Genomic DNA, 17,701 nt, shown 5'->3' on the forward strand with positions numbered 1-17,701 from the left:
GAACCGCCTGAAGCACGCGCTCCGCCGCATTTTTCGGCGGTTTTACCGCACAAAAAAGCCCGGCGGAGCCGGGCTGGGTCATTTCAGCGCGCCGATCAGAACGAGGTGCGCTTGTAGCTGCGGTACTGCGGCCGCCAGAAGTTGTGCTCGATGGCTTTCGACAGCGCGTCTTCGGAGGTGACGATCGCCACGCCCTGCAGCTGCGCGGCTTTGCCCACTTCCATGGCGATGCACTTCGACACGCCCTGAATATCGTCGATATTCGGCAGTAGCGCACCGTGGCCGTCGGTAGCCAGCGGCGAGCAGTCCGCCAGCGCGCGGCTGGCGGCCATCAGCATGGAATCGGTGACGCGGGTGGCGCCGGAGGCCAGCACGCCGAGGCCGATGCCCGGGAAGATGTAGGAGTTGTTGCACTGGGCGATCGGGAACAGCTGGTCTTTATAGCTCACCGGGGCGAAAGGACTGCCGGTTGCCACCAGGGCGGCGCCGTCGGTCCAGTTGATGATGTCTTCCGGACGGGCTTCCACGCGTGAGGTCGGGTTGGACAGCGGCATCACGATAGGGCGTTCGCAGTGCTTATGCATCTCGCGGATCAGCTCTTCGGTAAACAGCCCCGGCTGACCGGACACGCCGATCAGAATGGTCGGCTTGGCGTTGCGCACGACGTCCAGCAGCGAAATGGCGTCGCTGGCGGTTTCCCAGCCGGCGAGATTGTCGCTCTTCTGCACCAGCTTGCTCTGGAAATCGAGCAGGTTCGGCAGCTTGTCGGTCAGCAGGCCGAAACGGTCGACCATGAACACGCGGGCGCGCGCTTCGTCTTCGCTCAACCCTTCGGACTTCATCTGCGCGATGATCTGCTCGGCGATGCCGCAGCCGGCGGAACCGGCGCCGAGGAAGGTGACGGTTTGATCGCGCAGCTGGCTGCCGGCGGCGCGGCTGGCGGCGATCAGGCTGCCGAGGGTGACCGCAGCGGTGCCCTGAATGTCATCGTTGAAGCAGCAGATCTCGTCGCGGTAGCGGTTCAGCAACGGGGTGGCGTTGTTCTGCGCGAAGTCTTCGAACTGCAGCAGCACGTTCGGCCAGCGGCGTTTGACCGCCTGAATAAACTCTTCGACAAAGGCGTGGTACTCCTCGCCGGAGATGCGCGGATGGCGCCAGCCCATGTACAGCGGATCGTTGAGGCGCTGCGGATTGTTGGTGCCGACGTCCAGCACCACCGGCAGGGTGTAGGCCGGGCTGATGCCGCCGCAGGCGGTGTACAGCGACAGCTTGCCGATCGGAATCCCCATGCCGCCGATGCCCTGATCGCCCAGGCCGAGGATGCGCTCGCCGTCGGTGACCACGATCACCTTGACGTTCTGCTTGGTGGCGTTTTGCAGCATGTCATCGATGCGATCGCGGTTCGGGTAGGAGATGAACAGCCCGCGCGCGCGGCGGTAAATATCGGAGAAGTGTTCGCAGGCCTCGCCGACGGTCGGGGTGTAGATGATCGGCATCATCTCGCTCAGGTGCGAGTCCAGCAGGCGGTAGAACAGGGTTTCGTTGGTGTCCTGGATGTTGCGCAGATAGATGTGCTTATCGTTATCGTTCTTGAAATCCTGATACTGGCGGTAGGCGCGTTCCACCTGTTCTTCGATGGTTTCCACCGCTTCTGGCAGCAGGCCGTGCAGGTTGAAGTGGCTACGTTCTTCCTCGGTGAAAGCGCTGCCTTTGTTCAGCAGCGGAAATTCCAGCAGAATTGGGCCGGCGTAAGGGATGTAGAGCGGGCGTTTGCTTTCGTATTCTAGTTCCATCAGTTTTACTCTTCACGTATCAGATAACTTTATTGCCGACGATCCTAAAAGATAAAGAGCAGATGTACAGCATTTGTTGCCAGATGATGAACCAGGTTGGCGTAATTATCGACAATCAAATGATTTTTTAACTAAATAAAGTGTCTACGGCGGCGTCGGGGCATTGTATTTGGCGGGCGGGGCTGTTAGCGGCGGAACCGGATGGCTCCGCCGTGGTGCGCTTAGAACGCGGTGCGGCTGACGTTCTGGCAGCCCAGCGCCGCCAGGGTGGCGCGGGTGGCGTCCCATTGGCTGATGATCGCGTCCTGCGGTTCGGCCAGCACGGCGCGGCGGATGTTCTGGCAGTCGCCGCCGGAGAGGTTCAGCAGGATCAGCGCGGCCTGCAGCGGCGGCAGGCTCGGGTTGAAGGCGGCGTTTTCCGCATAGCGGCCGGCGTAGATGTTGCCGTCTGCCGTTTCCAGCGCCACGCCGCTATGGGCGCGGCTGTATGGCGCGTGGCTTCGGTTGGCCGCCGCCAGCGCCGCTTGCGCCAGCGCATCGTTCAACGCCAGCTGATGGCCGTGATCGACCTCGTCCATCAGCAGTGAGGCGACATCCAGATCTTTCGGGCCGAAGGCGTCCGGCAGATAGTCCGCCAGCGTGGCCGGCGCGCGACCCGGCAGGCGGATTTGCAGCTCGCCGCCGCTGTTCAGCTCATTCATAAACTGGCGGCAGTGGCCGCACGGCGTGTAGTTGACGGTGACCGAGGCCAGCGCTTTTTCGCCGCGCAGCCAGGCGTGCGTCACCGCACTCTGTTCCGCATGCACGGATTGCTGCAGTGGCGCGCCGCTGAACTCCATATTGGCGCCGAAATAGAGATTGCCGCTCTGCCCGCGCGCGATGGCGCCGACGTGGAAATGCGATATCGGGGTTAACGAGCAGGCCGCCGCCAGCGGCAGCAGAGCGAATGCCAGCGCGTCATCGTCCAGTCCGCAGCCTGAGCGGATCGCCGCCGCTTGCTCGGCCGTGAACATCGCCGGAAAGTCGGACGCGTCCAGATAGGGCTGCAGGGCGGATTGCAGTGTCGCGGGCAGTGCGCTGAAAGCGGTGTGAAAACGCGGATGCATAGAAGGTCTCTCTACAGGTTAACGGGATAACATTCTAGGCAGCGCGGTAACATTAAAGTGTGACAAATATCTCTTAATTGATGAAATAAATGCAATGAAATACATAAATGCGAGATGTATCGCAAGTTTAATCCTGTTTAACCGAACAGGTGCAGCAGCACCGGGAACAGAAATGGCGCCAGTAGTGAGGTGATGATGCCGCAGATCACCAGCGCCAGCGAGCCGAAGGCGCCTTCCTGGTAGTCCATCTCCGCGCAGCGCGCGGTGCCCAGCGCGTGAGATGCGGTGCCCATCGCCAGGCCGCGCGCCGAGTGGGTGGTGATTTTCAACAGGTTGAACAGCGTATGGCCGAACACGGCGCCGAGGATGCCGACGAAAATGACGCAGACCGCGCTGATCGCCGGAATACCGCCGAGCGAGTCCGCGACGGCCATGGCGATTGGCGTAGTGACCGATTTCGGCAGAATAGAAGCGGCGATTTCCGGCGTAGCGCCCAGCCACAGGGCGATGGCGCCGCCGCTGATCATGGCGGTCAGGCTGCCGATGAAGCACACCGCGATAATCGACTTCCAGCGCGCGCGAATTTGGTGCAGCTGCTCATACAGCGGGAAGGCCAGCGCGACGACCGCCGGCTGCAGCAGATCGTTGAGGATCCTGCTGCCCTGAAAATAGCGCTCATAGGGGATGCCGGTGAGCAGCAGCAGCGGGATGATCACCGCCATGGACACCAGCAGCGGGTTGAGCAGTGGCATGTTCAGTTTGCGCGCCAGCCAGCGCGCGGCGAAATAGACCGCCAGCGTCAGCGGCAGCGACCACCAGATTTCATGGTTCATGGATTGCCCTCCGTATCGTCGGGCTTACCGACGATGCGGCGCTCGCGGTGGAAATAGTGTGAGGTATAGCCGACCACCACCAGCACCATCAGTGTGCTGATGAGGCAAGAGATAACCAGCGGGCCCAGGTGCGCCACGATCTGGTCGTAGTATTTCATGACCCCGACGCCGATCGGCACGAACAGCAGCACCATATAGCGGATCAGTAAATGGCAGCCGGGTTTAACCCACTTGGCCGGCAGGATCTGGGTGGAAAGCAGGGCGAACAGCAGCAGCATGCCGAGGATGCTGCCGGGAATGGCGAACGGCAGCAGCGCCGCCAGCGCGTTGCCGACGAACAGACAAAGGTAGATGAGGAGCAGGGCCCTGAGGTATTTCCAGCACAGTGTGAGCACGTTGGCCATTGTCTTTTCCCGTTTAACTGATGCATTCATCATACAATTAAACTGTGAGCCATGCCACAGATCGCACCATGAATTCTCGCTATGGCCGCCATGCACGATCGTTGGGTTGACAGCCTGGATTAAGTGTAGCGCGCCGGATTAAGGTGCATCTTCAGCCGCCGTCGCCTGTTCCGCCAGCCGATGGCCGAGGAAGAAAAACAGCAGGCTGAGCAGGGCGGCAACGATCAGCATCACGAACATCAACGGCGGCGCGGCGTAGCTGAGCAGCACCCCGCACAGCACCGGGTTGATGGCGCCGCCCAGCGCGCTGAGGTTCTGTACCCCATAGTAGCTGCCTTTCAGGTGCGGCGGCGCGATAAAGTCGATGAACATGTATTCCACCGGGATAACGATGATTTCGCCGAGGGTAAACACCGCCATCGCCGCCAGCCACAGCCAGACCGCCTCGCCGGCGACCATAAAGCCGAGTAGCCCGACGATGAAAAACAGCGTGCCCAGCGCCAGCCAGCGCAGCATGTTTTCCTGGCGCATGCCGCGACTGAGCAGGTATTGCAGGGCGATGACGATGCTGGCGTTGACGATCATCACCAGCCCGATGATTTTGTAGGCGAACTCGGCGCTGGAAACGGTGATCAGGTACTGCGACAGATAGCCGGTGAACTGTCCGAACACCACGGCGCCCAGGGTGCTGCCGAGGGTGAAGTAGATCAGCCGGCGATCGCTGCGCAAGATGGTCAGCGTCTGGCGGAAGTTGGGTAGTGAGGCTGATGCGGCGATAGGGGCTGCGTGCTGTTCCCGCCCGCGCAAGCGCAGGCTCAGCGCCGCCACCGTCGCCAGCGCCAACCCACCCGACAGGTAAAACGGCAGCAGCGGGTTGAGGCCGGCCACCAGTACGCCGAGCGCCGAGCCGATCGCCCAGCCGACGTTGACCAGCGTGTAGTTGATTGAGAAAGCCTTGATGCGCTGCTCGACCGGCAACCAGTCGGCGAAGCAGGCCTTGATGGTGATGCTCAGCACCGAATAACAGGTGTGCAGGATCGCCAGCACCACGATCACGCCGCCGGGGCGCGGGATCCAGGGAATGGCGAAGAAGCTGAGCGCAAACAATAAAATCGACAGCAGGATCAGGCGATTTTTGCTGAATTTGTCCACCAGATAGCCGCCGTACAGGCTGGCGATGATGCCGAGGGTGAGGCTGATGCCCAGGATCACGCCCACGCTCTTCGGCAACAGGTGGAAATGCTCGGTAAGGTAGATGGTGATGAACGGCAGCGTGACGCCGCGACCGATGGTCAACACCAGCGAACTGGCCAGCAGCACGTTAATCTGCGAGGGGAATCCCTTCATTCGAAACCTGTTTATGCATACAGTTATTAGGCGATGCAAATAACATAGCGCATTTTGGCGGGGACGGAAGGGGGAGGCCGATAATTAGTTGAAAAACAGAGGCTGCGTCGGCAGCCCCGTGAAAAACAGCATTATTTACCGTGTTCTGCCTGCAGCGTGGCGAACCACGGCTGAACGAAATCGCTGCTGCTGCCCCAGCCGGGGATAATCTTCGCCAGGCCGGCGACGTTGACCGGCCCCGGCTGCGCCAGTAACAGCGCTTGCGGAATGACCGTCGCTTTGAACTGGTAGTTGTCCGGCGTGCTTTCCCCGGCGATCTTGTTGGCCACCAGGCGCAGGTTGACCGCGCCGATCAGCTTCGGATCCACCGCCACGCTGACCTGCCACGGGCTGCCGGCCTCACGCATCAGCTGTAAATCCTGATTGGAGATATCGATGCTGTACAGCTTGATTTCGGTGCGGCCGTTCTCTTTCAGCGCCTTGTAAGCCCCTTGGGTAAAGGCGTCCCACGTGCCCCAGATGGCGTCGATCTTGCCTTTCGGGTATTTCGCCAGCACCGCGCCCACCTTGTTGGCGGTATCGCCCTGTACGTCGGATGAGACCGCGCCGATCGATTCCAGCTCATGAATGCCCGGATGCTGTTTCAGCAACTGCTGATAAGCGGCCTGACGGCGCTCCATCGGCGGGAAGCCGGCCACCCACAGCTTGACTATATTGGCCTGGCCGTTGAAATCCTTCACCAGTTGGCCGAAGGAGGCATTGGCCAGTGAAGCGTCGTCCTGCTGCGAGACGGTGACGCCGGGAACGCTGCCGCTGACGTCGGTATCGAAAGCCGCGACGGCGATGCCGGCCGCCGCGATGCGCTTGACCAGGTCGGTGGAATAGGGGGCTCGCCCCTGCGAGAGAATGATGCCGTCATATTTCTGGCTGATAGCCTGATTGACGAAGTCCTGGAAGCGCGCGTCGTCGCCGTTGCTGAGGAAGGTATCCACCTTGAAGCCCAGCTTGCGCCCTTCCTGAATGGCACCCGCCAAAAATTGCGTGGTGTTGTCGTCGGATCCGAGGTTGCGGATCACCGCGATGCGCACCGGCCCCTGATGCTGAGCGATGGCGGCGGGTACGGCGGCGTTTTCCGCCGCCTGCAGCGGCAGGGCAGCCAGCAGACTGAGGGCGAGCAGCGAAGTCTTGAGGTTTTTCATTATTATAGGCTCCAAAAAAGCAGGGAAACGATTCCGGTGAAGGTCTGTTATAGCAGTCTTTCTGTCTGGACGTCTATTTGTTGTGTCGGAGCATCATAGCCAGATGTGGCGGGTGAGGGAACCGGGGCGGTTATGACTTTTTCTTAATGCTTATAACCCTGAGTTTGGGGCAATAAAAAAGGGCCGAGCAAGCTCGACCCTTGAAACCGCGCGTTAGTGCGATTACTTGACCTGCATGCCAGGCTGCGCGCCGCTGTCCGGGCTCAGCAGGAAGATCTCTTTCCCGCCAGGGCCCGCCGCCATCACCATGCCTTCTGACACGCCGAAGCGCATTTTGCGCGGCGCCAGGTTGGCGACCATGATGGTCAGACGGCCTTCCAGCGCCTTCGGATCCGGGTAAGCGGAGCGAATGCCGGAGAAGATCTGGCGCGATTCGCCGCCCAGATCCAGCTGCAGCTTCAGCAGCTTGTCGGAGCCCTCGACGAAGTCGGCGCTCTTGATCAGCGCGATGCGCATGTCGACCTTGGCGAAATCGTCGAAGGTGATGGTTTCCTGTATCGGATCATCGGCCAATGGACCGGTCACCGGTTTGGCGGCGGCCATGTCTTCCTTCGAGGCGTTGACCATCTCGCTGACCTTGTCCAGATCGATGCGGTTGAACAGCGCTTTGAATGCGTTTACCTGGTGACCCAGCAGCGGCTGCGGGATCGCGTCCCAGCTCAGCTCGGCGTTGAGGAACGCTTCGGCGCGTTCGGTCAGTGAAGGCAGCACCGGCTTCAGGTAAGTCATCAACACGCGGAACAGGTTGATGCCCATCGAGCAGATGGCCTGCAGATCGGCGTCGCGGCCTTCTTCCTTCGCCACCACCCACGGTGCCTGCTCATCCACATAACGGTTGGCCAGATCGGCCAGCGCCATGATCTCGCGGATCGCGCGGCTGAACTCGCGGCCGGCGTAGGCTTCGGCGATGCTCTGCGCCGCGTCGACGAAGGTCTGGTACAGCGCCGGATCGGCCAGGCTGTCGGCCAGCTTGCCGCCGAAGCGCTTGTTGATAAAGCCAGCGTTGCGTGAAGCCAGGTTCACCACCTTGTTGACGATATCGGCGTTCACGCGCTGCACGAAGTCTTCCAGATTGAGATCGATGTCATCAATGCGTGAAGAGAGCTTGGCGGCGTAGTAATAGCGCAGGCAGTCGGCGTCCAGATGCTGCAGGTAGGTGCCGGCCTTGATGAAGGTGCCGCGCGACTTGGACATCTTGGCGCCGTTCACCGTCACGTAGCCGTGCACGAACAGGTTGGTCGGTTTGCGGAAGTTGCTGCCTTCCAGCATCGCCGGCCAGAACAGGCTGTGGAAGTAGACGATGTCCTTGCCGATAAAGTGATACAGCTCGGTGGTGGACTCTTTACGCCAGAATTCGTCGAAGTCCAGATCGCCGCGCTTGTCGCACAGGTTCTTGAAGGAACCCATATAACCGATCGGCGCGTCCAGCCAGACGTAGAAGTATTTGCCTGGCGCATCCGGGATTTCAAAGCCGAAGTAAGGCGCATCGCGGGAGATGTCCCACTGCTGCAGGCCGGATTCGAACCACTCCTGCATTTTGTTCGCCACCTGCTCTTGCAGCGCGCCGGAGCGCGTCCACGCCTGCAGCATTTCGCTGAAGGCCGGCAGATCGAAGAAGAAGTGTTCGGAGTCGCGCATCACCGGCGTCGCGCCGGAAACCACGGACTTCGGATCGATCAGTTCCGTCGGGCTGTAGGTGGCGCCGCACACTTCGCAGTTGTCGCCGTACTGATCCGGCGATTTGCATTTCGGACAGGTGCCTTTCACGAAACGGTCCGGCAGGAACATGCCTTTCTCCGGATCGTAAAGCTGAGAAATGGTGCGGTTCTTGATAAAACCGTTTTCTTTCAGGCGGCTGTAAATCAGGGTGGACAGCTCACGGTTTTCATCGCTATGGGTCGAATGGTAGTTGTCATAGCTGATGCCAAAGCCGGCGAAATCCTGTTGGTGCTCCTGGCTCATCTCCGCGATCATTTCTTCCGGTTTGACGCCCAGTTGCTGCGCTTTCAGCATGATCGGCGTGCCGTGCGCGTCGTCCGCGCAGATGAAATGCACTTCGTGGCCGCGCATTCGTTGGTAACGCACCCAGATATCCGCCTGGATGTGCTCGAGCATGTGGCCGAGATGGATGGAACCATTTGCGTACGGTAGCGCGCACGTCACCAATAATTTTTTCGCGACTTGAGCCATAGTGAGAACTTGCTTTCTGTAATGAATAAAAGGGCCTTCGATGTTAACCGATCGCGCCCTTCGCTGCTAGGGCGGTTTCTTACAGGTTATACGCGCCAGCTACCGGGCAGTTCTGATATGCTTAGCCGGAAGCGACTCATTCAAAATCAAGGAGCCGGGATGAACGCAAAATCCCCTGAGCAGACCAACCCCGAAGTTCTGCGCGCCCTGGTGACCGGTGTACTGGCCGCCTTTGAACACCCGACGTTGAAAAACAACCTGACTGCGCTGAAGGCTATTCATCACTGCGCATTATTGGACGATGTACTGCATATCGAACTGACGATGCCGTTTGCCTGGCAGAGCGGCTTTGAAGCGCTGCAGGCGAGCGTCGGCCCTGAGCTGCTGCGCGTGACCGGCGCCGCCGCCATCGACTGGAAGTTGAAACACGACATCACGACGCTGAAACGCGCCAACGGCCAGGCTGGGATCAAAGGCGTGCGCAACATCATCGCCGTCAGCTCCGGCAAAGGCGGGGTGGGGAAATCCAGCACCGCCGTCAACCTGGCGCTGGCGCTGGCCGCCGAAGGCGCCAAGGTCGGTATCCTTGACGCCGACATTTACGGCCCGTCAATCCCGAACATGCTGGGCACCGAACATGAGCGACCGACCTCACCGGACGGTCAGCACATGGCGCCAATCATGGCGCACGGCCTGGCGACCAACTCCATCGGTTACCTGGTGACCGACGACAACGCCATGGTGTGGCGCGGTCCGATGGCCAGCAAGGCGCTGATGCAGCTGCTGCAGGATACGCTGTGGCCGGATCTGGATTACCTGGTGCTGGACATGCCGCCGGGCACCGGCGACATCCAGCTGACGCTGTCGCAGAACATTCCGGTGACCGGCGCGCTGGTGGTCACCACGCCGCAGGATATCGCCTTGCTGGATGCCGCCAAGGGCATAGTGATGTTCGAAAAAGTGCACGTGCCGGTGCTAGGCATTGTCGAGAACATGAGCGTGCATATCTGCAGCAACTGCGGCCACCATGAGCCGATCTTCGGCACCGGCGGCGCCGAGAAGCTGGTGCAGAAATACCATAGTCGTCTGCTGGGTCAGATGCCGCTGCATATCTCGCTGCGTGAAGACCTGGATCGCGGTACGCCGACGGTGATCAGCCGCCCGGACAGCGAATTCGCCGAGATGTATCGCCAGCTCGCCGGCCGCGTAGCCGCGCAGATGTACTGGCAGGGCGAGGCGATCCCGACAGAGATTGCATTCCGCGCGCTGTAATTGGCCTGGAATAATGATGAAAGAACCCGGCTTAAGCGCCGGGTTTTTTTATGGGGTATGGGTAGGCTTGTGCAGATCCGCACGGGTATAAGGGCGTTCGATCTGCGCCAGCGTTTTGGCGATATGCTCCAGCAATCCCTGGGTGGGAGCCGGTTGCCGGTGCCCCACCAGCGCCAGCGGCAAGGCCAGTGCGATGACAAGGTGGGGCCAGGAGAGGCGTGGGCGAGCCTGGCCGCGTTGCAACCACAGGAACAGGGCGCTGGCCAGGTAGCCTAAAATCAGCCCGCTGATCACCTCGGATACTGAGTGCACGCGAATTTCCAGCCGCGACACGCCGATAGCGAAAGGCAATATCCATCCGGTCAATAGCGCAAGGCTGCGCACCGGATGGGAAAACCGGCCGCTCAACGCCCAGAGCAGCGGTGGCCAGATGCTGGCGGCGAGAGCCGAATGGCCGCTGAATCCGGTGAAATCATAATTTGCGTTACCAATACCCCAGCCCATAAAGGCCAGTTTGGACAGACAGACCACCCCGCCGGTGAAGCCGAAGATCAGCGCCCACTGCCAGCCTGCCGCACGGGTGGCGGAAGACGTAAGCAGCAATAGAAACAGAATCAGCGCGCAGGGCAACAGCAGCATGCTGTCGCCGAAAAAAGTCAGAAAATACCAATCCAGCACATCACTCTCCGATGAAAGACTACGGGGTCCAGAAGTCAGCGCTGGAGTTTAACCTGTTGCCGGGCATTGCCCTAGCCGTGAGATTCTTAAAATGCCACCTTGTCGATAAGACGCGATAGCCCGAATTCGCCGGTCGTCGCGCAATATACAGTGGCGCAAACCCCGACGACTCCCTATAATTGTCGCGTTTTAGTTCCCCCCTTCACATTACGAAATCAGGTCTTTAATTTTATGACTGACAATCCGCATCAGTGCGTCATTATTGGTATAGCTGGCGCATCTGCCTCCGGAAAAAGCCTTATTGCCAGCACGTTGTACCGCGAACTCCGCGAACAGGTCGGCGATGAGCACATCGGCGTTATTCCAGAAGACAGTTACTATAAAGACCAGACTCACCTGACCATGGAAGAACGGGTCAAAACCAACTATGACCACCCGAGCGCCATGGATCACAATCTGCTGTTCCAGCATCTGCAGATGCTGAAGGCCGGCAAAGCGATCGAACTGCCGCTGTACAGCTACACCGAACACACGCGCAAGAAAGAAACCGTTCATCTGGAACCTAAAAAAGTGATCATTCTGGAAGGGATCTTGCTGCTGACGGATATTCGTTTGCGCCAGGAGATGAACTTCTCGATCTTTGTCGACACGCCGCTCGATATCTGCCTGATGCGCCGTATGAAGCGCGACGTCAACGAGCGCGGCCGCTCGATGGATTCGGTGATGGCGCAATACCAGAAGACCGTGCGCCCAATGTTCCTGCAGTTTATCGAACCTTCCAAACAATACGCCGATATCATCGTCCCGCGCGGTGGCAAAAACCGCATCGCGATCGATATTCTGAAAGCCAAAATCAGCCAATTCTTTGAATAATGCCGCTTAATGGCCGGAAATGTGCATTTCCGGCCGACGGCCAACTATTTGCAGCCCGGCGTAGACCTTTCGCCCGTTGTGTGGCAATTTTTGTTTAGTTACGCGTTTTGATGGAGAAGAAACACATGAGACTGTGCGACCGCGATATAGAAGCCTGGCTGGATAGCGAGAAACTGGTGATTTCCCCGCGTCCGCCGCTCGAACGCATCAACGGGGCCACAGTAGATGTCCGTTTGGGCAATCAGTTCCGCGTGTTCAGTGGCCATACCGCGCCTTTTATCGATCTCAGCGGGCCGAAAGATGAAGTCAGCGCTGCGTTGGATCGCGTGATGAGCGACGAAATTGTCCTGCCGGAAGGCGAGGCGTTTTTCCTCCATCCCGGCGAGCTGGCCCTGGCGGTGACGTTCGAATCCGTGACGCTGCCGGACGATCTGGTGGGTTGGCTCGACGGTCGTTCTTCCCTGGCGCGTCTGGGATTGATGGTGCACGTCACCGCGCACCGCATCGACCCGGGCTGGCATGGGCGCATCGTGCTGGAGTTTTACAACTCCGGCAAGCTGCCGCTGGCGCTGCGGCCGGGGATGCTGATCGGCGCCTTGAGTTTTGAGCCGTTGTCCGGCCCGGCGGCCCGGCCGTACAACAGCCGCCAGGACGCAAAATATCGCGATCAGCAGGGCGCAGTAGCCAGTCGAATCGACAAGGACTAACGGCGCGGGATGCACCGTCGGTGTGGCGCTGACAAGAGGGTGGCATGAGAAGATTACTGACGACATTGGCGATTTTACTGGTGGTAGTGGTGGCGGGGATGTCCGCACTGGTGCTGCTGGTGAATCCGAATGATTTTCGCGGTTACATGGTCAAGAAGGTCGAGCAGAAAAGCGGTTATCAGCTGACGCTCGAAGGCGATCTGCGTTGGCATATCTGGCCGCAGCTCAGCATTTTGGCCGGGCGCATGACGCTGACTGCGCCGGGCGCCAAGGCGCCGGTGGTCAGTGCGGAAAACATGCGCCTCGATGTCAAACTGTTGCCTCTGTTGTCGCATCAGCTGTTTGTGAAACAGGTGATGCTGAAAAACGCCGTCATTCGCCTCACGCCCGACAGTGAAGAACATTCGCAGGTGGATGCGCCGATAGCTCCGGCCGGCAGCGGCACTGACGCGGCAGATGCGGCCTGGAAGTTTGATATCGATGACTTGCGGGTCGTGGACAGCCTGCTGATTTGGCAGCGCGCCGACAACGATCAAATCAATGTTCGGGACATCAATCTCACCCTGCAGCAAACGGCGAAACGGCAGGCGCAGCTTGAACTGTCCAGCCGGGTCAACCGCGACCAGCGTGACCTGACCTTCAGCATGGCGGCCGATGTCGACCTGCAGCAGTTCCCACACCAGATCGGCGCCAAAGTGACCCAGTTCAATTATCAACTGGCCGGGGCGGACATTCTTAACGGCGGCATTCAGGGCGAGGGCAATGCCCAGGTAGTCTATCAACAGACGCCGGCGCAGATTGCCGTCAGCCAACTGAACGTCAGCGCCAACAACAGCCAGTTGGCCGGCGATATCAGCGCCACGCTGGGGGCGGTGCCGGGCTATGTGGTGAATCTCAATTCGGCTAACCTCGATCTCGACGCGCTTTCCGGCTGGCAATCCAGCAGCAATACTGCCGAGCAACCGGCCGTGACTGCCGCCCCGGTGATCGCGAGCCAGGTTGACGATCGGCAGCAGAATTTAGAGGCGCTGCGCGATTTCAATGCGCAGTTGAACCTGCAAGCGGCGCAGTTGACCTATCGCGGCATGAACGTCACCCAATTGGCCGTTACCGCGGACAACCAACGCGGTCTGTTGACGCTGCATAAGCTGGCCGGGCAATTGGCCGGCGGAGATTTCTCCTTGCCGGGAACGCTGGATGCGCGCGGCAATAAACCGGTCATCAGCGTGCAGCCGACGCTGAACCAGATTGAGCTGGGCACGGTGCTCAAAGCTTTCGACATGCCGCAGATGCTGACCGGCAAGTTCAGCATGAAAGGGGATCTGATCGGCGATCGCCTCTCTTCACAGTCATTTGAGCACCGCTGGCGTGGTACGGCGCAGCTGGCGATGCAGGATGCGCAACTGCACGGTTTGAACATCCAGCAGCTGATCCAACAGGCCGTGGCGCGCAATGACAACAGCGTGCGCGGTCAAGACAGCTATCAGCGCTATACCGAAGTCAAAAGCGTTTCGGCGCAGGCTACCCTGAACCAGGGCACGGTCAAACTCAGCGGCCTGACGGCGGATTCGCCTTTGCTGGCGCTGACCGGCACCGGCAGCATCGATATGCCGGGCAAACAGTGTGATATGGCGCTTAACGTGCGCGTCACCGGCGGTTGGCAAGGGCGCGGCGAGCTGATCGAACAGCTGCAAAAAACGCCGATCCCGCTGCGGGTCTACGGGCCGTGGCAACAGCTGAATTATCAATTGCAGGTCGATCAGGTGCTGCGTAAAACGCTGCAGGATCGGGCCAAGGATGCGCTGAACAAGTGGGCTGAAAAGAACAAGGATTCGCGCGAAGGCCAGGATCTGAAAAAGCTGCTCGACAAACTCTAATCATCCCTGATGCGGGCCGTCTTGTGGCCCGCATCAATATCGACATTTCCCGTGAATATTTCCCTCCGTTACCTTGATGAAGGTCATGAAGACCCGCGCTCAGTTTGTGCAAAGTAAGGGCCTGTTCTGCTATGACTATGCGCCTGAGCGCGAAAACATGACGAGTTGAGGAAACATGATAGAGCTTCTTATTGGCGCCTTAGTAGCGGCGGGCGTGGGCCGTTACATCATCAAGGGGTATTCCGCCACCGGCGTCTTGATGGTGGGAGGGCTGCTGCTGCTCGGCATCAGCGCCCTGATGGGGAAAACGCTGCTGCCGTCCGGCGCTGCGTCTACCGGCTGGCGCGCGACCGACATGATCGAGTACGTCAAGATCTTGCTGATGAGCCGCGGCGGCGATCTGGGCATGATGATCATGATGCTATGCGGCTTTGCCGCCTACATGACGCATATCGGTGCCAACGACGTGGTCGTCAAGCTGGCCTCGCGCCCTTTGCAGATGATCAACTCGCCTTATCTGCTGATGGTGGCGGCGTACTTTGTCGCTTGCCTGATGTCGCTGGCGGTTTCTTCCGCCACCGGCCTTGGCGTATTGCTGATGGCGACGCTGTTCCCGTTGATGGTGAACGTCGGCATCAGCCGTGGCGCGGCGGCAGCCATTTGCGCTTCGCCGGCGGCGATTATTCTGGCGCCAACCTCCGGCGACGTGGTGTTGGCGGCCAAGGCGGCGGAGATGCCGCTGGTGGACTTCGCGTTCAAAACCACGCTGCCGATCTCGATCGCCGCTATCGTCTGCATGGCCGTGGCGCACTTTTTCTGGCAGCGTTATCTCGACAGAAAGGGCAATGAACAGCATCACATCATGGACGTCAGCGAGATCAAAACCCATGCACCGGGGTTCTACGCGCTATTGCCGTTTACGCCTATCCTCGGTGTGTTGATCTTTGACGGCAAGTGGGGTCCGGAGCTGCACATCATAACCGTACTGGTAGGGTGCATACTGTTGGCGGCAGCGATCGAGTTTCTGCGCAGCTTCAGCGCCAAACAGGTATTCAGCGGCCTGGAAGTGGCCTATCGCGGCATGGCGGACGCTTTCGCCAGCGTGGTGATGCTGCTGGTGGCTGCGGGCGTCTTCGCGCAAGGGTTGAGCACCGTTGGCTTTATCAGCGGATTGATCGGGCTGGCGCAGTCGTTCGGCACCGGTGGTTTGATCATGATGCTGGTCTTGGTGGTAATCACCATGCTGGCGGCGATGACCACCGGCTCCGGCAATGCGCCGTTTTACGCGTTTGTCGAACTGATTCCGAAACTGGCGGCGCAGATGGGCGTGAATCCGGCCTATCTGGTGATCCCGATGCTGCAGGCGTCTAACCTCGGCCGCACGCTGTCGCCGGTCTCCGGCGTGGTGGTGGCGGTTTCCGGCATGGCGAAAATCTCGCCGTTCGATGTGGTAAAACGCACGTCGGTGCCGGTGATTATCGGATTGGTGGTGGTGATCGTGGCGACGGAGCTGCTGGTTCCCCAGTAAAGAAAGGCCGGGCAATGCCCGGCCTCAATGTTAAACCTCGTAGTCCTCCGGTGGGGGAGGCGGGGTGATCTTCACTTTCAGGATGCGGTGGCTGTTGACCTCCAAAGGTTCGAACTGGTAGTCACCGATCTTGATTTGCTCGCCTTCTTGCGGCACGCGTTGGCTGTGCTCCATCAGCAGCCCCGCCAGCGTGTGGTATTCGCGCTTTTCTTCCAGCGGCATCGGCAGATACAACACCAGATCCTCCAGCGGCATATAGCCGTTGGCAATCCAGCTGCCGTCTTCGTTTTGCTGAATGTCGTGGCGTGCGTCCACCTCTTCGCCGGCCTCCGGCAGGTTTCCGGCAATGGTTTCCATCACGTCCGTCAGGGTGACGATACCTTCGACCGAGCCAAACTCATCGACCACAAAAGCGAAGTGCGTCTGCGCCTGACGGAATTGCTCCAGGGCGCTTAACAGCGTGAGCTGTTCCGGGAAGATCAGCGGTTGGCGTATCAGCGCACGCAGATCCAGCGGTGCCTGCGCCAACTGCTGTTTGAGGACGTCGATGGTGTGGATCACACCCAGCGGTTCGTCGCTAGCGCTGCTTTCCACCACCACGATACGCGTGTGTTGATTACGTTCCAGCAATTGTGTCAGCTTTTCCTGCGGATCGTTCAGCTCAAGATATTCGACGTCATGACGCGAGGTCATGATGCTGCTGACCGTGCGCTGCGCCATGCCCAGCACGCGTTCGATCATGCGCCGCTCCTGCTGGTTAAAGATCTCGCCGTTTTCACTATCGCTGTCCGCCAGCAGGTTGGCCGAATGGCTGTCGACTTCTGCTTCTTCATGTTTACCGCTCAGCATGCGCAACACCGCCTCGGCGGTACGTTCGCGCAGCGGCCGCACCTTTGACAGGAAGCGGCGGCGGTTGAACTGCGCCAGTTGGTTCAAGGCTTCGATCATCACCGAGAAGCCGATCGCCGCGTAGAGGTAGCCTTTCGGAATGTGATAGCCGAAGCCCTCCGCCACCAGGCTGAAGCCGATCATCAGCAGGAAGCTCAGGCACAGGATGACGATAGTCGGGTGAGCGTTGACGAAGCGCGTCAACGGTTTGCTGGCCAGCAGCATCAGGCCGATGGCGATACAGACCGCGATCATCATCACCGCCAGGTGGTCTACCATGCCGACCGCGGTGATCACCGAGTCGAGTGAGAAGACGGCGTCCAGCACCACGATCTGCGCCACTACCGGCCAGAAACGCGCGCCTTTGCGTGTGCCGTGCTGCTCTTCATCCTTGCCTTCCAGCCGCTCGTTCAGCTCCATGGTGGCTTTGAACAGCAGGAATATCCCGCCGACCAGCATGATCAGATCGCGGCCGCTGAAGGGGTGCTCCGCAACGATGAACATCGGTTTGGTCAGCGTCGCCAGCCACGAGATGGAGGCGAGCAGCGCCAGACGCATCACCAACGCCAGCAGCAGGCCGACGACTCGAGCCTTATCTCTTTGTTGTTTTGGTAGTTTATCCGCCAGAATGGCGATGAAGACAAGGTTGTCTATACCCAGAACGATTTCCAGCACGACCAAGGTGGCCAGGCCGGCCCAAATTGTTGGATCAGCGATCCATTCCATACGCCCAATTTCACCTGTAAGTTCTACGGCTTATGCCGCAGGGGAATGATGGGCGCTGAGGCGGCAAAATTCAACTTTAATCCGAGGAAGTGAATGAAAACAGGTTATTTCGGCAGAAAAAGCATCCAATAATTTAAAGCACATTCAGGTGTATCTGGCATCACGGGGAAACGCTGTATGAGAATGCTAACTGGGCTGTTCATAAAAAACACACGCTTTA

The 17,701-nt window shown here is 59.5% G+C and carries 14 protein-coding genes; 5 read left to right on the top strand and 9 right to left on the bottom strand.

Translation table 11 applies throughout. The annotated features are described in order from the left end of the window. Positions 1 to 95: 95 nt before the first annotated feature. From GKN89_RS08975 to metG, 7 genes are all read right to left on the bottom strand, one after another. Positions 96 to 1,793 (bottom strand): NAD-dependent malic enzyme, encoded by a 1,698-nt coding sequence (locus GKN89_RS08975; RefSeq protein ID WP_063919060.1) that lies wholly within the window; start codon positions 1,791 to 1,793, stop codon positions 96 to 98. 221 nt (positions 1,794 to 2,014) lie between these two features. Next, entirely contained in the window at positions 2,015 to 2,899 is an 885-nt protein-coding gene (gene cdd / locus GKN89_RS08980) for a cytidine deaminase (RefSeq protein ID WP_019454416.1), read from the bottom strand. Between the two features lie 137 nt (positions 2,900 to 3,036). Next, positions 3,037 to 3,732 (bottom strand): CidB/LrgB family autolysis modulator, encoded by a 696-nt coding sequence (locus tag GKN89_RS08985; RefSeq protein WP_154746814.1) that lies wholly within the window; start codon positions 3,730 to 3,732, stop codon positions 3,037 to 3,039. Then, positions 3,729 to 4,136: a CidA/LrgA family protein gene (locus tag GKN89_RS08990; protein WP_019454414.1), complete on the bottom strand. Its 408-nt coding sequence runs from the start codon at positions 4,134 to 4,136 to the stop codon at positions 3,729 to 3,731. The genes GKN89_RS08985 and GKN89_RS08990 overlap by 4 nt, the downstream gene beginning before the upstream one ends. A gap of 138 nt (positions 4,137 to 4,274) precedes the next feature. After that, positions 4,275 to 5,483 carry an MFS transporter gene (locus GKN89_RS08995; protein ID WP_154746815.1) on the bottom strand — a complete coding sequence of 403 codons (1,209 nt, stop codon included), beginning with the start codon at positions 5,481 to 5,483 and terminating at the stop codon, positions 4,275 to 4,277. Between the two features lie 131 nt (positions 5,484 to 5,614). Further along, on the bottom strand, positions 5,615 to 6,682 hold the full coding sequence (locus tag GKN89_RS09000; protein ID WP_154746816.1) for a sugar ABC transporter substrate-binding protein: 1,068 nt from the start codon (positions 6,680 to 6,682) through the stop codon (positions 5,615 to 5,617). A 222-nt stretch (positions 6,683 to 6,904) separates the two neighbouring features. Beyond that, positions 6,905 to 8,932 (bottom strand): methionine--tRNA ligase, encoded by a 2,028-nt coding sequence (gene metG / locus GKN89_RS09005; RefSeq protein WP_025159975.1) that lies wholly within the window; start codon positions 8,930 to 8,932, stop codon positions 6,905 to 6,907. Positions 8,933 to 9,091: 159 nt separating this feature from the next. Between metG and apbC the strand changes: the two genes are divergently transcribed. After that, positions 9,092 to 10,204, top strand: a complete 1,113-nt coding sequence (gene apbC / locus GKN89_RS09010; RefSeq protein WP_019454410.1) for an iron-sulfur cluster carrier protein ApbC — start codon at positions 9,092 to 9,094, stop codon at positions 10,202 to 10,204. A gap of 48 nt (positions 10,205 to 10,252) precedes the next feature. On the opposite strand, the gene GKN89_RS09015 is transcribed toward apbC, so the two are convergent. Beyond that, positions 10,253 to 10,882 (bottom strand): phosphatase PAP2 family protein, encoded by a 630-nt coding sequence (locus GKN89_RS09015; RefSeq protein ID WP_370520185.1) that lies wholly within the window; start codon positions 10,880 to 10,882, stop codon positions 10,253 to 10,255. Positions 10,883 to 11,113: 231 nt separating this feature from the next. On the opposite strand from GKN89_RS09015, the gene udk reads away from it, so the two are divergent. The 4 genes from udk to dcuC all read left to right on the top strand — a co-directional run bounded on the left by udk (position 11,114) and on the right by dcuC (position 15,867). After that, entirely contained in the window at positions 11,114 to 11,755 is a 642-nt protein-coding gene (gene udk / locus GKN89_RS09020; RefSeq protein ID WP_004938922.1) for a uridine kinase, read from the top strand. Between the two features lie 125 nt (positions 11,756 to 11,880). Next, on the top strand, positions 11,881 to 12,462 hold the full coding sequence (gene dcd / locus GKN89_RS09025) for a dCTP deaminase (protein WP_019454407.1): 582 nt from the start codon (positions 11,881 to 11,883) through the stop codon (positions 12,460 to 12,462). A gap of 44 nt (positions 12,463 to 12,506) precedes the next feature. Continuing rightward, positions 12,507 to 14,339 carry an outer membrane assembly protein AsmA gene (gene asmA / locus GKN89_RS09030; RefSeq protein WP_154746817.1) on the top strand — a complete coding sequence of 611 codons (1,833 nt, stop codon included), beginning with the start codon at positions 12,507 to 12,509 and terminating at the stop codon, positions 14,337 to 14,339. Positions 14,340 to 14,514: 175 nt separating this feature from the next. Beyond that, complete coding sequence (gene dcuC, locus GKN89_RS09035) at positions 14,515 to 15,867, top strand: anaerobic C4-dicarboxylate transporter DcuC (protein WP_154746818.1); 1,353 nt, start codon at positions 14,515 to 14,517, stop codon at positions 15,865 to 15,867. 30 nt (positions 15,868 to 15,897) lie between these two features. Here dcuC and GKN89_RS09040 read toward each other — a convergent pair whose 3' ends face one another. Beyond that, complete coding sequence (locus tag GKN89_RS09040) at positions 15,898 to 17,481, bottom strand: TerC family protein (protein WP_019454404.1); 1,584 nt, start codon at positions 17,479 to 17,481, stop codon at positions 15,898 to 15,900. Positions 17,482 to 17,701: the final 220 nt, after the last annotated feature.

The organism is Serratia sp. YC16 (genome assembly GCF_009707615.1).
Lineage (GTDB): Bacteria > Pseudomonadota > Gammaproteobacteria > Enterobacterales > Enterobacteriaceae > Serratia > Serratia surfactantfaciens.

Excerpts from the sequence above, each read along its gene's own strand:
- GKN89_RS08975 (WP_063919060.1), bottom strand. The coding sequence starts at position 1,793 with ATGGAACTAGAATACGAAAGCAAACGCCCGCTCTACATCCCTTACGCC.
- dcuC (WP_154746818.1), top strand. The coding sequence starts at position 14,515 with ATGATAGAGCTTCTTATTGGCGCCTTAGTAGCGGCGGGCGTGGGCCGT.
- cdd (WP_019454416.1), bottom strand. The coding sequence starts at position 2,899 with ATGCATCCGCGTTTTCACACCGCTTTCAGCGCACTGCCCGCGACACTG.
- udk (WP_004938922.1), top strand. The coding sequence starts at position 11,114 with ATGACTGACAATCCGCATCAGTGCGTCATTATTGGTATAGCTGGCGCA.
- GKN89_RS08990 (WP_019454414.1), bottom strand. The coding sequence starts at position 4,136 with ATGGCCAACGTGCTCACACTGTGCTGGAAATACCTCAGGGCCCTGCTC.
- dcd (WP_019454407.1), top strand. The coding sequence starts at position 11,881 with ATGAGACTGTGCGACCGCGATATAGAAGCCTGGCTGGATAGCGAGAAA.
- GKN89_RS08995 (WP_154746815.1), bottom strand. The coding sequence starts at position 5,483 with ATGAAGGGATTCCCCTCGCAGATTAACGTGCTGCTGGCCAGTTCGCTG.
- GKN89_RS09040 (WP_019454404.1), bottom strand. The coding sequence starts at position 17,481 with ATGGAATGGATCGCTGATCCAACAATTTGGGCCGGCCTGGCCACCTTG.
- apbC (WP_019454410.1), top strand. The coding sequence starts at position 9,092 with ATGAACGCAAAATCCCCTGAGCAGACCAACCCCGAAGTTCTGCGCGCC.
- asmA (WP_154746817.1), top strand. The coding sequence starts at position 12,507 with ATGAGAAGATTACTGACGACATTGGCGATTTTACTGGTGGTAGTGGTG.
- metG (WP_025159975.1), bottom strand. The coding sequence starts at position 8,932 with ATGGCTCAAGTCGCGAAAAAATTATTGGTGACGTGCGCGCTACCGTAC.
- GKN89_RS09000 (WP_154746816.1), bottom strand. The coding sequence starts at position 6,682 with ATGAAAAACCTCAAGACTTCGCTGCTCGCCCTCAGTCTGCTGGCTGCC.
- GKN89_RS08985 (WP_154746814.1), bottom strand. The coding sequence starts at position 3,732 with ATGAACCATGAAATCTGGTGGTCGCTGCCGCTGACGCTGGCGGTCTAT.